At 61.7% G+C, this 14,963-nt stretch carries 12 protein-coding genes; 7 read left to right on the top strand and 5 right to left on the bottom strand.

The features are described from left to right. Positions 1 to 193: 193 nt before the first annotated feature. Positions 194 to 3,595 (bottom strand): FG-GAP-like repeat-containing protein, encoded by a 3,402-nt coding sequence (locus ACVWYF_RS02760; RefSeq protein ID WP_457064370.1) that lies wholly within the window; start codon positions 3,593 to 3,595, stop codon positions 194 to 196. 57 nt (positions 3,596 to 3,652) lie between these two features. Then, positions 3,653 to 4,972, bottom strand: coding sequence for a glycosyltransferase family 4 protein (locus ACVWYF_RS02755; protein ID WP_457064368.1), 1,320 nt, complete (start codon positions 4,970 to 4,972; stop codon positions 3,653 to 3,655). Positions 4,973 to 5,129: 157 nt separating this feature from the next. Here ACVWYF_RS02755 and ffh point away from each other — a divergent pair, with 157 nt between their 5' ends. From ffh to ACVWYF_RS02735, 4 genes are all read left to right on the top strand, one after another. After that, positions 5,130 to 6,497, top strand: coding sequence for a signal recognition particle protein (gene ffh / locus ACVWYF_RS02750; RefSeq protein ID WP_457064366.1), 1,368 nt, complete (start codon positions 5,130 to 5,132; stop codon positions 6,495 to 6,497). A gap of 326 nt (positions 6,498 to 6,823) precedes the next feature. Continuing rightward, entirely contained in the window at positions 6,824 to 8,734 is a 1,911-nt protein-coding gene (locus ACVWYF_RS02745; protein WP_457064364.1) for a CHRD domain-containing protein, read from the top strand. A 313-nt stretch (positions 8,735 to 9,047) separates the two neighbouring features. After that, positions 9,048 to 9,773 carry a cytochrome b/b6 domain-containing protein gene (locus ACVWYF_RS02740; RefSeq protein WP_457064362.1) on the top strand — a complete coding sequence of 242 codons (726 nt, stop codon included), beginning with the start codon at positions 9,048 to 9,050 and terminating at the stop codon, positions 9,771 to 9,773. Between the two features lie 14 nt (positions 9,774 to 9,787). Further along, positions 9,788 to 10,621: a molybdopterin-dependent oxidoreductase gene (locus ACVWYF_RS02735; RefSeq protein WP_457064360.1), complete on the top strand. Its 834-nt coding sequence runs from the start codon at positions 9,788 to 9,790 to the stop codon at positions 10,619 to 10,621. 66 nt (positions 10,622 to 10,687) lie between these two features. On the opposite strand, the gene ACVWYF_RS02730 is transcribed toward ACVWYF_RS02735, so the two are convergent. Then, positions 10,688 to 10,996: a hypothetical protein gene (locus ACVWYF_RS02730; protein WP_457064358.1), complete on the bottom strand. Its 309-nt coding sequence runs from the start codon at positions 10,994 to 10,996 to the stop codon at positions 10,688 to 10,690. Positions 10,997 to 11,087: 91 nt separating this feature from the next. Then, positions 11,088 to 11,264 (bottom strand): DUF2256 domain-containing protein, encoded by a 177-nt coding sequence (locus ACVWYF_RS02725; RefSeq protein WP_457064356.1) that lies wholly within the window; start codon positions 11,262 to 11,264, stop codon positions 11,088 to 11,090. Between the two features lie 153 nt (positions 11,265 to 11,417). Here ACVWYF_RS02725 and ACVWYF_RS02720 point away from each other — a divergent pair, with 153 nt between their 5' ends. Continuing rightward, complete coding sequence (locus ACVWYF_RS02720; protein ID WP_457064354.1) at positions 11,418 to 12,155, top strand: class I SAM-dependent methyltransferase; 738 nt, start codon at positions 11,418 to 11,420, stop codon at positions 12,153 to 12,155. Between the two features lie 107 nt (positions 12,156 to 12,262). Next, positions 12,263 to 12,691, top strand: a complete 429-nt coding sequence (locus tag ACVWYF_RS02715; RefSeq protein WP_457064352.1) for a thioesterase family protein — start codon at positions 12,263 to 12,265, stop codon at positions 12,689 to 12,691. Positions 12,692 to 12,756: 65 nt separating this feature from the next. Here the strand turns inward: ACVWYF_RS02715 and ACVWYF_RS02710 are convergent, their stop codons facing one another. Then, a complete protein-coding gene (locus ACVWYF_RS02710) occupies positions 12,757 to 13,329 on the bottom strand; it encodes a DinB family protein (protein ID WP_457064350.1) in 573 nt (190 codons plus the stop codon). A 157-nt stretch (positions 13,330 to 13,486) separates the two neighbouring features. Here ACVWYF_RS02710 and ACVWYF_RS02705 point away from each other — a divergent pair, with 157 nt between their 5' ends. Further along, positions 13,487 to 14,890, top strand: a complete 1,404-nt coding sequence (locus ACVWYF_RS02705) for a hypothetical protein (RefSeq protein WP_457064348.1) — start codon at positions 13,487 to 13,489, stop codon at positions 14,888 to 14,890. Positions 14,891 to 14,963: the final 73 nt, after the last annotated feature.

The raw sequence follows: 14,963 nt of genomic DNA, 5'->3' as shown, positions 1-14,963 counted from the left end.
TGAGTAAAAGGTTGTCATATCAGAGCACAGTATCTTGACTGCAACAGTAAATCAATTGTTTAGCGATGTGGGCAAGATGCTGCGCCGCGCGCTGCATGACGGTCGTTTTTGCGCGACTACTCAACGTAATAGAAAACTAAAAAGGCTTTCCAGAAGCCTGGAAAGCCTTTTTGGGGTGATATGAGAGAGGGTTTTATTCCACCACCACTCGCTTGGCGATGGAAGCCGTACCCAACTGAATACGCAGCGTGTACACGCCTTTGGCCAAGTCAGCTACGTCAACAGTGGTGGCCGTGCCGCTGGCCGAGAGTTGAATATTGCCCCGAACCTGCTGGCCCAGGCTATTGAACAGGGTTGCTTGCGCGGGAGTGCCGGCGGCCATCTTCGGAACCAGCACCGAGAAAGTAGCGTGGGCTGGGTTGGGATAAAGCACCACATCGGCCGCCGCAAATGCCGTGCTGGTGGCTAACGGGCCAGCCGCGGGACCAAACCGCAACTCAAAGCGTCCTACCTGCGCCTGCGTGGCTTGCTGCGCGGTCACCGTGAATGAATAGCTGGCCTGCCGGCGCAGGTTGATTTGCTGGTTGGTCTGGGCATCGACCAGGTAAGCATCCAGGCCGGTGGGCAGGTTGAGCAATTGCCCGGCGCGCAACGTGTAGCTACCCGCGGCGGGTACGCCAATACTCAGCGGCACTGCCGTGGCAGTGGTGAACTGGGGCAGGCCCGCAATGGCCTGGGCCGGGCTGCCCACGGCCAGCGCCCCCAGGTTCAGGCCGCTGGAGTTGAGCAGCTTCACGGCATCGTACTGCGAATCGAGGCCGGGAGTGGCCCCGGTTTCAGCGTATACAAACAGGGCATCGGCCGGGCCGGTCGTGCCTTGCAGCGCCAGCTCCACCAGCGGGCGGGCATCGGCCGTGCTCCGGCGCACGGGCACCTGCGCGGTGTAGCTGGTCACGCGCTGGGCGTTGCGGAACGTGAGGCTGCCCGCCGACTGGCCCGCGCTCACGCGCACGAAAAAGCCCTGGCTACTGCCAATGAGCGGGTTGCCGCCCATGCCGTTGGTATAGGCGCGGTAATTACCCTGGTATTGGCTGCTGCTTTCGAACACGTACATGGCCGCGTCGAGGTTGGGTCGGTCGGTACTGCTAACCAGGCTCCAGTCGAGGGGCGCGGGGTAGGGGTTGCCCACGAAGGCCCAGCCTGCATCGGCGGCCGTGGTGCCCGTGTTGCGGGCCAGCGGCACGGTCAGGTCACCGGTGTTGAGGTTGCCATTGAAATCAACGGTTTCCGAAGCCATAATATTCACGGTGTAGCCGCGGCCCGGAATCAGCGCATCGGTGGTGCTTACCGGCGAAAACCAGCCCTTATCAAAGGTGCTGGAGGTGTTGGTCAGCGTGGCCAGACGGCCCTGGTCGTAGCCATACACCGTGGGGAACGGCTTCACCAGCCCCGGCGTGGGCGAGGTATTGTAGGTGTCGTTCAGTACCGGCATAAAGCCCGAGGTTGCCAAATCAGCCACCGTAGTGGCGGCCACGGGTGAACTGTAATGCCGGTAACCCAGGGCATTGTTCACGCTGGGGTCGAGGTAGCGCTGCACAAAGGCCGTGCTGCCTTGCACTACGCCCGTGCTGCTGTTCACCGCCAAAGCCGTGCCGACGGCCCCCGAGGGCAGCGTCAGGCGCTGGCCATTGAGCACGATGTTACCGGCCCCGCCCACCGTGAGTACCTGCATCACGGTTTCGGCCGTGTTCAGGGTCACGGTATTGGCATTGGTGGTGGTCAGGTTGCGAACCTGGCCGGGCAGCGCCCCGCCGGTCACTTGGGCCACGGTACCGTTATAAATGTAGCTGGCATCGTTGCTGAAGCTGCGGGAGCCCGTCACTTGCACCGAGCCGACGTTGCCCGTGGCCTCAATCCCCGCCGCGTCGCAGATGCCCAGGGTGCCGCCCGTCGCCAGCACAAAGTTGCCCGTGCCCGTGAGCGGCTGGCAGTTGGTCAGCAGCGTGCCACCATCCTGAATCGTGATAGTGCCCACCACCGTGAGGCCGCCGGTGAGGGTGGCCGTGCCCGCCCCGCCGGTGGCCGGGCCGGTTATGGTGACGTTGCCGTAAGTGCCATTCACGTCTTGCGGAGTGCTCACCACAAGGTCAGGCAGCGCCGAAAGCTGATTAAGCCGGACGCTAATCGTTGAACTAGCAAAGTTTGCCGCCAGGAAATCCAGGTCGCCGTCGTTGTCGACGTCGGCCGCCGCCACGCCATTGGGGTTGGTGCCCACCAACACGATGCTGCTGCTACCAAAAATGCCAGTCCCGTTGTTCAAACGGATAGTGACATTACCCGAATTAAAGTTAACCACGACCATGTCCAGGTCGGCATCCCCGTCGAGGTCGGCGGCGGTAATGCTGGTGGGGCCGGCCCCGGTCGAATATTCGGTCCCGCCCCCAAAGCCGCCACTGCCATTGTTGAAACGCACGCTGGCGTTGTTGCTGCCGAAGTTGGCGCTCATCAAATCCAGGTCGCCATCCCCGTCGAGGTCACCCAGCGCCACCCACCGCGGGCGGCTATCCAATATCGGGTCCGACCCGCCGGTGAAGGTGCCATTGCCGTTATTCAATCGGATACTGACCGTATTGCTGAAAGTGCCCCAGTTGGCCGTCAACAGGTCGAGGTCGCCATCGCTATCCACGTCGCCGGTTTGAATATTGAAGGGCAGCGTACCGACGTTAATGGTTGAGCCGCCGCTGAAGTTGCCCGCCCCGTCGTTCATTCGCACCATTGCGTTGTCGCTGGCTCCATTAGCCACCAGGAAATCGAGGTCGCCATCGCCATCCAGGTCCGCCGTGGTCACGCTCTGGGGCTGGCTACCTACCGTATAGTCGGTGCCGCCACTGAAAAGGCCACTTCCATTGTTGAAGCGCACACTCACAGAGTTGGCGTTATAGTTAGCCGTCAATAAGTCTAGGTCGCCATCACTATCGATATCAGCCGTGGTCACGCTGCGGGGCTGGCTCCCCACATTGGGGTTCGACCCGCCGCTGAAGCTACCGCTGCCATTGTTGAGCCGCACGCTTACCGAGGAGCCGCTGAAAGTGGGTGATAGCAGGTCCAGGTCGCCGTCGTTGTCCACGTCGGCCACGGTCACATTATAAGGACTAACGCCAACGTTGGGGTCCGAACCGCCGCTAAAGGTACCATAGCCGCCGGTTGCCGCCGCCGTAAACTGGAACAGGCGCGGCGTGGCCAGTGCCCCGGCGCTGCTACGGGCCGCCGTGGTTATGCCCACACGCACGGTTTCGCCCGGCCGGAAATCGGAACCCGGAGCAAACGTTAGTTGGTCGTTGTTGAGAGTGGTGGTGCCACTGTTGTTTGTCCGCAACCCGCCGCGCTGGCTGCTGAAAACCTTCAGGGCCGCCTCCGAACCAGCCACAAGCGACTGGCTGAAGCGAACAGTTACCGGCGAGGTCCGAACCGCCGCCTTTTGGTTGGCGGTCGGCGAAACGGCAGTGATAGTGGGCTGCGCCGCCGCCGACAGCAGCAGCAAATAGGGTAGCAGTGTTAATCCCGCAATTTTAACGTGGTAGAAACGTGTTGCCATAAAAAATGAAAGGTGAGAATAAAATGGAAAATGAAGCCAAAGTAAGTGGCTTCCAGCTTAATTCCTGTCAGGTTTCACAATCACCGCCAATTCCCCCGCCAACGCCCGCCGCGAATACCGCGAATGGCTCACGGCCGGCAAATCCAGGTTGGAGTTGATGCGCCACCGGGCTACCATCGCCTCCAGCGTATCGCGCATCAGCGCGGTATCTTCGTAGGGCAGGGCCTGGCCCGCGCCGCATTCCTGGAGCAGGTTGTCGGCATCAGAGCCGGCGGGGCCAACGCAGAGGATGGGCTTATTGGCGGCCAGATACTCGAATACCTTGCCGGGCAGAATGCCGAAATTGCGCGGCACGTCCGGAATGGCCATTAAAAGTACAGAAGAACTCAGCAGGTATTCCACCGACTTGTCGTGCGGCACGAAGCCGATGAATTCGGTGAGCGATAGCAGGCCGGCCAGCTCAATCTGCCCGCGCAGCTGGGCCGATACCTGCCCTACGAAGCGCAGCCGCAAGGGCACATCGGGGTTGGCGGCGGCGCAGGCGGCTACGGCTTCCAGCAGGCGGTTGATGTGGTATAGCTCGGTGATGGTGCCGGTGTGGGTGATGCGCAGGCAATCGGTGGGCGGCTGCGCGGGCTGGCGAAAATCCGACTCGTCGTAGCCATTAGGCAATATGTGGAACTTAGCGGCCGGCACCGCCGGCAGCTTGGCCGCAAATAGCCGCTTGGTTTCGGGTGAGGTCACCAGCACGGCATCGGCCTCGGTCAGCACGCGGCGCTCGTAACGCGCATCCAGCCAGGCGGCCAGCGGCGTGTGGTGCAGGTCTTTATAATAATAAATGTCCGTCCAGGGGTCGCGCAGGTCGGCCAGCCAGCGCAAGCCGTGGCGGCGCTTCAGCTCCAGCCCGATGAGTTGGGTGGAGTGCGGCGGCGAGGACGTGAGCACGGCGTCGAACTGCTCGCCGGCGGCCAGCAGCTGCTCCACGGCGGCCAGGGCGTGTCGGTTCCAGCCCCGGCGCGGGTCCGGGATAAACAGGTTGCCGCGCACGAAACGCAACGCCTTCTGCATCAGGCCCGGCTTGCCCTCGTTGGCGAAACCACCGTAGGGCACGGCCCGGCCCGTCAGCTTCTTGTAGCTCTCGAACGGCTCCGAGGTTTTGGTGCGGATAACGCGCACATTATCTGGCACTTCAGACATTAGGCTTTCATCGAGCACGGGGTAGGTGGCCTGGTCCACGGCCACAGTTATCACGGTGGGCTCCACGTTGAAATGGCCCAGGTGCTTCACAAACTTGAGGCAGCGCTGCACGCCGGCCCCGCCCGACGGCGGCCAATAGTAAGTGATAACGAGCAGGCGCAGAGGGCGGGATGATGACACAGCAACCGAAAACAGAAAGCGGGCCGCGAAGGTACGCCCGCTGCCGGTTTTCGGCCTTTTATGGTTACTTTTGGGGTTCCGTTGCAGCCTGATTCCGAGGGGCCGTCCCGCACCTAATCAGCGTAATCAGTTCAATCAGCGCTAAATCAGCGATTCAATGTTCGATAATCTCTCCACCAAGCTCGACCGGGCCATTAAAACCCTCAAGGGCCAGGGCAGCATCTCCGAAATCAACGTCGCGGCCACCATCAAGGAAATCCGCCGGGCGCTGGTTGATGCCGACGTTAACTACAAGGTTGCCAAGGATGTAACCGACAAGATTAAAGAGGCTGCCATGGGCCGCGACGTGCTCACGGCCGTTTCGCCGGGCCAGCTCATGGTCAAAATCGTCTACGATGAGCTCACCGAGCTCATGGGCGGCGAGAAAAAGGACATCACCATCAAGGGCGACCCGGCCGTGATTCTGCTCTCGGGCCTGCAGGGCTCGGGCAAAACCACCTTCGCCGGTAAGCTGGCCAGCTACGTTAAGAAGCAGGGTCGCAACGTGTTATTGGTGGCCTGCGACGTGTATCGCCCGGCCGCTATCGACCAGCTGAAGGTGCTCGGCGAGCAGATTGGCGTGGAAGTGTACTCGGAAGTCGAGAACAAGAACCCCGTCGAAATCTCACGCAACGCCATTGAGTACGCTCGCAAAAACGGCAAGAAAGTAGTCATCATCGACACCGCCGGCCGCTTGGCCGTGGACGAGCAGATGATGCGCGAGATTGAGGCCGTGAAGGCGGCCATCAACCCCAGTGAAACGCTGTTTGTGGTGGACTCGATGACCGGCCAGGACGCCGTGAACACCGCGAAAACCTTCAACGACCGTCTCAATTTCGACGGCGTGGTGCTCACCAAGCTCGACGGCGACTCGCGCGGTGGCGCGGCCCTCAGCATCCGGGCCGTGGTGGAAAAACCCATCAAGTTCATCTCAACCGGCGAGAAGATGGACGCGCTCGACCTGTTCTACCCCGACCGCATGGCCCAGCGTATCCTGGGCATGGGCGACGTGATTTCGCTGGTGGAACGGGCGCAAATGCAGTTTGATGAGGACGAGGCCAAGCGCATCAACGCCAAAATCCGGAAGAACCAGTTCAACTTCGACGATTTTCTCTCGCAATTGGAGCAAATCAAGAAGATGGGCAACATCAAGGATTTGATGGGCATGATTCCGGGCATGAGCAAGGCTATGAAGGACGTGGAAATCGATGACGACGCCTTCAAGCCGGTTGAGGCCATCATCAAGAGCATGACCAAGCAGGAGCGGGCCAATCCTGACCTCATCAATGGCTCGCGCAAGAAGCGTCTGGCCAAAGGCTCGGGCACTGACATTCAGCAGGTAAACGCGCTGATGAAGCAGTTTGAGGACATGCGCAAAATGATGCGAACCATGAACAAAATGAGCCAGACCAAGGGCGGCATGGCCCAGATGGCCAAGATGATGGGCGGGATGGGCAAAGGGGGCCCCGGCGGAATGATGCGCTAAGCCCGCGAACGCGGAAATCCTTCGCATGCTAGTCACCAAAAAAGCCCTGGCGATTCGTCAGGGCTTTTTTTGGGTTCTCGCGTGCTGATTCAGCGCGTTTGAAAGCCGGCTCGGGAGCGGGGTGACGCGGCAGTACAGCATTGGCCGTTAGCGGCTTATTGCCGGGAGTCATTAAAACATTGTGGCGAATTCTGAGCTTACTTGGTAACTGAGAAACCCCAGGTATATCAGGCAACCTGGCGGCTGTCGGCTCCGAGTTAGAGAAGCAGGCCAGGCTGCCGGCTTTTTCCGCCTTTCATCAATCCAACCACTTCATCCCAGCCCCCATGTTTAAAAAGCTACTTCGTTCGTTGGCCGCTGCGGCCTTGCTGGCCGCCCCGCTGGCGGCTTCGGCCGACCACCTGCGTCCTCACCTGTTGCTGACGGCCCGGCTCAGCGGGACCCAGGAAGTGCCCGCCGTGGCCACCACCGCGCAGGGCGTGGCGGCTATCACCGTCAACGCCACGCGTGACACCATTTTTATTCAGGCAGCTTTCAGCGGTCTGAGCGGGCCCATTACGAGCGCACACTTTCATGATGGTCCGGTGGGCGTGAGCGCGCCGGTGAGTGTGGACCTGTTCAGCATGGTACGCGGCAACCGGATGTCGGGCTATCTGGCCGGAGCCCAGGTGACGCCTCTGCGCATTGCGCGGTTATTACGTGGGCTGGTGTACCTGAACGTACACACTGCGGCCAACCCCGGCGGCGAAATCCGGGGCCAGGTCACGGTGGAATCGGATGATGCGCTGGCGGGCGTGCTGAGCGGGGCGCAGGAAGTGCCCGCCGTGGCCACCACCGCCTCCGGCCTGGGCGTATTCACCCTGAGCCAGGACCAGGAGCGCCTGAAATTTCGGGTGGTGGTGAACGGCCTGAGCGGTACCATCACCGGCGCGCACTTCCACATTGGCGGCCCCGGCACCAATGCCCCGGTGGCCCTGAGCCTCTTGCCTTTTCTCACGGGCAACGTATTGGAAGGCGAAATTTCGTCGCAAGGCGCCAACCCCATGCTCACACCTACGCTCCTGGCCGCGCTGGTGCAGGGCGGGGTGTACATCAACTTTCACACAACCAACAACCCTGGGGGCGAAATCCGGGCGCAGGTGCTGCTTGAGCGGCGCGTGCTACCCCTGGACGCCCGCTTCGACGGGGCGCAAATGGTACCCGGCGTCATCACCGCTGCCTCGGCCGTATCTGTGGGCCGGCTCGTCGGTACTCTCGATACGGTGCGGGTGCAGGTGGCCTACACCGGCCTGAGCGGCCCGCCCGTGGACCTGCGGTTTTACGCCGCCAACGCGGGCGTTGCCAACACGGCTGCCAACCTTGTCGGCATAGTGCCCGTGATACCCGGCACCGGGGGCAACACCGTGGGCAACGTCATCACCTTCGAGATTGCGGCCCCGACCCTGACGCCCGCTTTGGCAAACCTGCTGCTGAACACGGGCATGAATGTCGTGCTGACCACGGCCGCCAAACCGAACGGGGAAATCCGGGGCCAGGTTATCCGGCTGGCGCGCGAAGGCTACACCATCGTCCTCAACGGAGCCCAGGAACGGCCCAACCCGGTGGTTAGCAACGGCTATGGCGTGGGTTTTGTGAGCATCGACCGGGACCAGACCAACGCCCGTTTCGCGGCCGTGTGGGGTGGCCTGAGCGGCCCGGCCACCATGGGCCACTTTCACACCGGCACGGCCGCGCAGGCGGGCCCGGTAGTATTCAGCCTGATTCCGTACTTCGACAATGCCACGAATCCTACGTCCCTCGCCGGCTACTGGAAAAGCGACAACACCGTGCCGTTCACCACGGCCCGGTCGTTGGACTTTCGCAACGAGAACTTCTACCTGAACCTGCACACGGCCGCCAACCCATCGGGCGAAATCCGGGGGCAAGTATACCGGGGCGCGCGCAACCTGCAGGCAGTGCTGGCCACCAGGCCCGCCGCCGTGCTGGCCGAAACCTTTGGCACGGCCCCCAACCCGTTCAACTCCGCTCTCACGCTCTCGTTTGAGGCCCGCGCTACCGGCCCCGGCCAGCTGCGCATCACCGACCTGTTGGGCCGCGCCGTGGCCACGCAGCCCGTGGCCGTGCGGCTGGGTGCTAACTCTTTGCCCGTTGTTCTGCCCGCCATTGCCCCCGGCCTGTACCTGCTCACCCTGGAAGTTGGCGAAACCCGCCTGACTTCCAGAATCGCCAAAGAATAGGGAACGGTTAACGAACCGCTTGCTGGATAATTTTAAGGTTGTATTAGCTCTAAAGTATTTACACTGAAGCACTTTAGAAAAAAGTGGAAGCTGCGGAATCTTTTGGTGCAGTTCTTGTTGGCATCTCTGTGAAAGAATAGTTTTTTAAGGTGTTTTGGTATGGATAGGCTGGCCTCAATGGGACCAGCCTATTTTTTTTTCTTTGCAGCAAGAATTATTGTAAGGATGGCTTGGTACGAGCGTCAGGCCGGGTGATATGCAGGCCCGGAGCCCGGTGTACCTTGCATCGGTTTCCATAACGAATCGTGGTTTTATGAAGCAGCTTGTCGAAAAGCACCCGCTGGCCATTCGGTGGTTTCACTGGGTCAACTTCCCCGTTCTCAGCCTCATGATTTGGAGCGGAATGTGGATATACTGGGCCAACGACGTGTACCGTCTGGGCTGGGGCAAGACCACGCTGGTCAAGTTCTTCCCACAGTCGTTCTACGAGGCCTTTCACGTCGACCACAAGCTGGCGCAGGGCATGAGCTGGCACTTTGTGCTGATGTGGGTGTTTTTCCTGAACGGCCTGCTATACGTGGGCTACACCATCTTCTCGGGCGAGTGGCGCTATTTGCTGCCCACCCGGCACTCGTTCAAGGAAGCCGTGCTGGTAACGCTGCACGACCTCGGCCTGTACAAAGAGCCGCTGCCGGTGCGCAAGTTCAACGGCGCGCAGCAGATTGCCTACACTTCGGTCGTCATCATGGGGCTGGGCTCGGTGCTCACGGGGCTGGCCATTTACAAGCCCACGCAGTTTGGCTGGCTCACGCAGTTGCTGGGCGGGTATGAGTTTGCGCGCATCATTCATTTCGCGCTCACCATTGGCTACGTGCTGTTTTTCATCGTGCATATTGCTCAGGTGGTGCGGGCGGGCTGGAATAATTTCCGCGCCATGGTAGCTGGCTTCGAGCTTGAGGAAGTCGACCCTGTCACGCATCAGGTAGTGGCCGGCCCCACCGCGCTGCCCGCCGCTGATGCTTCCCTTTCGCCCAAATAACCGCCGCTTTCGGTATGACTGACCATTCTTCCGCGCCCGCGCCGCTCGACGGCCCCGGCGCTCCGCTGCAATCTGAAGCGGCCGTTTTGGCTGAGGCCCGCCGCCGTTCGCGCCGGTCGTTTATTGGGCTGGGCCTGGCTGGCTTAGCCGGCATCGGGGGCTGGAATTGGCTGATTTCGCAGCCCGCCGACGAAGGCATCCCGCGTCCGCTGCGCAAGGTGCTCAATGCCAATAGCCGACTCACCAGTGCCTATTTCAAAGAAACCCGCCTGGCCCCCGAGTTTGCCCGCAGCCGCGCCAAAACGCCCCGCGAAAACGGTGACGTAGGCCTCGATGGCGAAGTGGACCCCGCCACCTGGCGCATGCGCGTGCAAGGCTACGGCACCAATAAGATTCAGGAATTTACCCTGGCCGATATCAAAGCCCTGCCCAAAGTGGAGATGACGACCGAACTCAAGTGCATTGAAGGCTGGAGCGTGGTGGTGCATTGGGCCGGGGCACGCCTCTCCGATTTCCTGGCGCGTTACCCGCTGGCCACCCGCAGCGGCCGCCCTGCCGACCCGCTGAACCCGCCCGCCGACCTCGCCCCCTACGTGGGCATGCTCACGCCCGACGAACTATATTATGTTGGCCTCGACATGGCCAGCGCCCTGCACCCGCAAACGCTGCTGTGCTACGAGATGAACGGGGAGCCCCTCACTGCCGCACACGGTGCGCCGCTCCGCCTCGTCACGCCCCTCAAGTATGGCATCAAACACCTCAAGCGCATCGGCACCATCGCCTTTGCCGATGCCCGCCCCAAAGATTATTGGGCCGAGCTGGGCTACGACTGGGATGCCGGGCACTAAACGCTTCGCTTAATGAGGAATTTCGTACCAAACGGTCAATTCCTCATTCTTCGTCAAGCGCAGCGCCTAATGTACTACGCGCAGCTCATAGCGCTCGGGCTGGCCGTTGAGGGCGGGTACATGCCATGCGCCTACGCGGCTGGGGCCGTAGCCCAGGTTCACTTTCACCCATTCGTCGCGGGTGGGGAGGAGGGCGATAATTTCCTGTTCGAGGCGGGCCAAATCGGTGGGCGAGTGTTGGGATTGGGATGGCTGGGTGACGCTGTTGGGGTCGTGCGCGGCACGGCGGAGCTCTTTTTCCATTTCGAGATAGGAATTAACCTTTGCTTCGAGTGGAATGAGGGCGGGGTCCAGATAGTCGAGGTTGGAGGCCATGGGAAAGCGGCTGGAAAATCAGCAGATTGGTAAGTAGTAAGGGGCTTTTCAACGCAGCCCCGGCCCCAAAAGATACGGCCGCGCTGGGCGGCTATGCCGGATTGGTGCCGGTGGCTCCGGCAGCGGGGCGGTTGCGCTGGCATTTTTCGCCGCAGTATTTCACGTCGTCCCAGTTGGCGCGCCACTTTTTGCGGTACTCGAATGGGCGGCCGCAGGTAACGCAGATTTTGGTGGGCAACTGGCCTTTACGCAGTTTGGCGGGAAGCATGATGAAGGGTTGAGCGGGAGATTAGTATCCAAACGCCCGGTTGCGGCGCGAAGTTTTGGGTAATTTTGGCCCTTGCCTGCTTGGGAAGCGTAATTGCTTCGCCCCTCGGCCGTAGCACGGCCCGATTGACCGGAATGCGCTTTTAAATTCTCTATGACCACAACCACCGCTCCTGACGTGCTGGGCCGGGCCCTGCTCGACTACCACCACGGCACTGCCGCCGCCACCGTCACCGTGCATTGCAGTGCCGCCGATGACGAGCCGCTGCCCGCCGCCTACTTCTTTCGCACCGTGCTCCAGATGCCGGAGCTGGAGCGCCTGGCGCTCGACGAAAGCCGGGGCCGCGTGCTCGACCTCGGGGCCGGGGCAGGCTGCCACAGCCTGGAGCTGCAAAACCGGGGTTTCCAGCACGTAAAGGCCGTAGATGTATCGGCCGGGGCCGTGCAAGTGATGACTGAGCGGGGCATACAGACCGTGGCCCGCCACGATTTATTCGCCCCGCTGCCGCCCACCGAGCCGCCCTACGACACCATCCTGCTGCTCATGAACGGCCTCGGCCTGACCGGCACCCTCGATGGCCTCGACAAATTCTTGGCCCACGCCCGCACCCTGCTGGCCCCCGACGGCCAGATTCTGGCCACATCCTCCGACGTGCGCTACCTCTACGAAGACGAGGACGGGGCGCTGCTCATCAACCTCAACGGCCCGTACTACGGCGAAGTCGAATACACCCTCAGCTACGCTGGCCGCACCGGCGAGCCCTTCCCGTGGCTGTTTGTTGATGCCGCCCTACTCAACGACGCGGCCGAAACTGCCGGCTACACCGCCGAATTTCTCAGCGAGGACGAAAACGACCAATACCTGGTGCGCCTCATGCCGATGGGGAATTAATGCGTCAATTATTATCAATAACATTGGCTGATTCGAAACCCAGCAGCCATAATCTGACTAGCCAACTCATAACTCATAACTCATAACTCATAACTCATAACTTAATCTTGACCAACGCCATTACCTACCGCACCCGCTGGGCCGACATGGACCCGAACGGCCACATGCGCCACTCCGCCTATGCGGACTATGCCGCCGACCAGCGACTGGTCTTGCTGGCCGAATGGGGCTACGACATCAAAGAATTTGCGCGCCTGCGCCTGGGACCCATCCTGTTCCGCGAAGAAACCACCTTCCTCAAAGAAATCCACATCGGCGAAGAAATCCGGGTGGACAGCCGCCTGCGCAGCGTGAACGATGATGGCACGCGTTGGAGCATTCTCCACACCATCTACAAAGCCGATGGCCGCGTGGCTGCCACCGTGGCCGTGGATGGCGCGTGGCTCGACCTCGACAAGCGCAAGCTCACCACCCCGCCCGCCGAACTCACCATGGCCTTCCGCGAGCTGCCGCTCTACGAAGCGCCGGTTAAGTAGCAACACACAACAGCGAGGCCCCCGAATTATCAATTCGGGGGCCTCGCTGTTGTGTTTATCAGGCTCTATGCCTGGGCATCGGCCCGGACTCCGGCTGCGGGCCGCAGGGCTTTGGTGATGCGCGCTATTTGCTGTTGGTGGTGCAGGAGGTGGTCCACTAAGTGCTCCATTACCTGATAGATGGTGATGCGGCCGGAACGTGGATGCGGAAAGATGGCCCGGTTCTGCTGCCGGCTCGGAAACTCATTGAGCAGCCGCTCCAGCTGGCGGCGCGAGGCTTCCCAGTTCTTGCGCATTTCGGGCAGGGTGGGCACCGCGCCGGTATCGGTGAGCGTGGCCACGCCGCGCGGCGCTTTGAACCTGAGGCCGGGCAGGCGCAGCATCAGGCGCACAAACTGCACCTTTAGCCGGGTGATGAAGCTGACCTTCGGCAAAAGCTCGTCTGCTTGCAGCTTCTTCTGCATGTATTTGAGGATATTTTCCTCAATGAAAAACAGGTGATGCACTACCTGCACCGCCGACCACTGGCCCGGCGCGGGCGCGGTATTCTGGTCCGGCCCCAGTGCTTCGGCCGAAGCTAGGAGGCGCTCAGTGGACCGTTCGAGCTGTTCGAATTTGAGGTGCAGGCGATGATTCATGCGGGTGGGGAGGATGAAAAAGAGCCTTACGGCAGAGCAGGCGTAAAAGGTACGGCAACAATCTGGTTGGTTCCGTGGCCGGATTCGGGCGCGGTGGCTGGCCTGATAATTAAGAGCAGTGCGTTTGCTCCGGTCGGGACCTAGTTTTGTGCCATCCATGCCCACTATTTCATCGTTTCTTTCGGCTCCGTGGCCCGCCCGCTGGCGGGTGCTGGCGGTATTGGCCCTCTATGCCGCCTACCTGCCGCTGAGCGGCTACACCGTGGGCCAGTTCCGCTTTGACGCGGCCGAATACTGGGAGTTATCCTTGAAATTCACGCAAAAAGGCGGCTTTTCCCTGCTGGCTTTCGATGCGCCTTTGCGGGGCTACCTGGGGCCGCTGCTGGTGCTGCCGGCGCGGCTGCTGTGCCATTTTACGGGGTGGTCGATGCTCACGGGGGCGCAAGTGCTGGGGGCGGGCTGGGCGGCGGTGCTCTTCGGAGTGGCCGTGCCGCAGCTGTGGGCACAGGCCACGGGCCGGGCCCTGAGCGGCAGCCGCTGGCTGGTGTTGCTCGGGCTCACGTTTATCTTCTGGCGCGACTACTTCAACTTCACCCTCAGCGACATGCCTGCAATGGCCCTGCTGTTGCTGGGGCTGGCCGCGCTGGCACGGCGCGGCTGGGGCTGGGCGGCGGTAGCGGGCTTGCTGCTGGCGGCGGCCATCAATATCCGGCCCATTTACCTGGCCAGCGCGCCGGGTTTGCTCTGGCTACTGCTGAAGAATTCTCAGCCGGCCGCCAGTTCGTCAATCTGGCGGCGCGGCGCGGCACTGGCGGCCGGGCTGGCGCTGGTGTGGCTGCCGCAGCTGCTCATCAACCTGCGGCATTTTCAAACGCCCACGCCGTTGGTGCTGGCCCGGCTGCCCGGCACCGCGCCGCTCTATTTAAAGCAGCTGACCTGGGGCACGGCTTTCCAGCGCTATGAATCCAGCCTGATTCCGGAAAGCTTCCGCTCACTGGTGTACGCGGATTCCGCTGGGCAGCGTACCCTCACGAGCGAGCCTGGCCACCGCTTCGGTAGCTACGGTCAGTACGTGCAGTTTGCGCTGCGTCAGCCAATTGCCACCGGCGGGCGCTACCTGCGCCACTTGTTCAACGGCCTTGATATCTGGTTTCCCACGCCCTATCCCCGGCAGCTGCACCCGCCGGGCCAGGCGGCGCTCCGGTTGCTGAACTACGTGCTGCTGGGCCTAGGCACATGGCTGGCCTTGTCCGCGTGGCGAAAAAACCGGCGGGCTGCGTGGAAGTCGGTTGTAGTGGGTACGCTTCTCGCGCTGCTGCTGCCGTGCCTGCTGGTGCTCCCGACGCTCGTAGAGACCCGGTTTCTGCTGCCGCTCCACCTACTGGTGCTGACTTTAGTGGCGACGATGTGGCAGCCGGGTGCCGGGTGGCGCGGGTTGGGTGCGCCCGTGCGCCGGGTAGCATTTATGGCGGTAGCGGTAGGCTGGTTGTGGGGCTGCTGGCACTTATCCGAAGCCACGGCCGGACAGCTACGGCCGCCGAGCGAGGCTCCACAAGAGTAGCGCCGCCGGCTGCATCAGCACGAAAAAAGCCCCGCTAGCTTTCGCTAACGGGGCTTTTAGATTATTGCGGTTC

It is taken from the genome of Hymenobacter sp. UYAg731, assembly GCF_054061335.1.
This window is presented reverse-complemented; position numbering and strand designations above follow the sequence as displayed.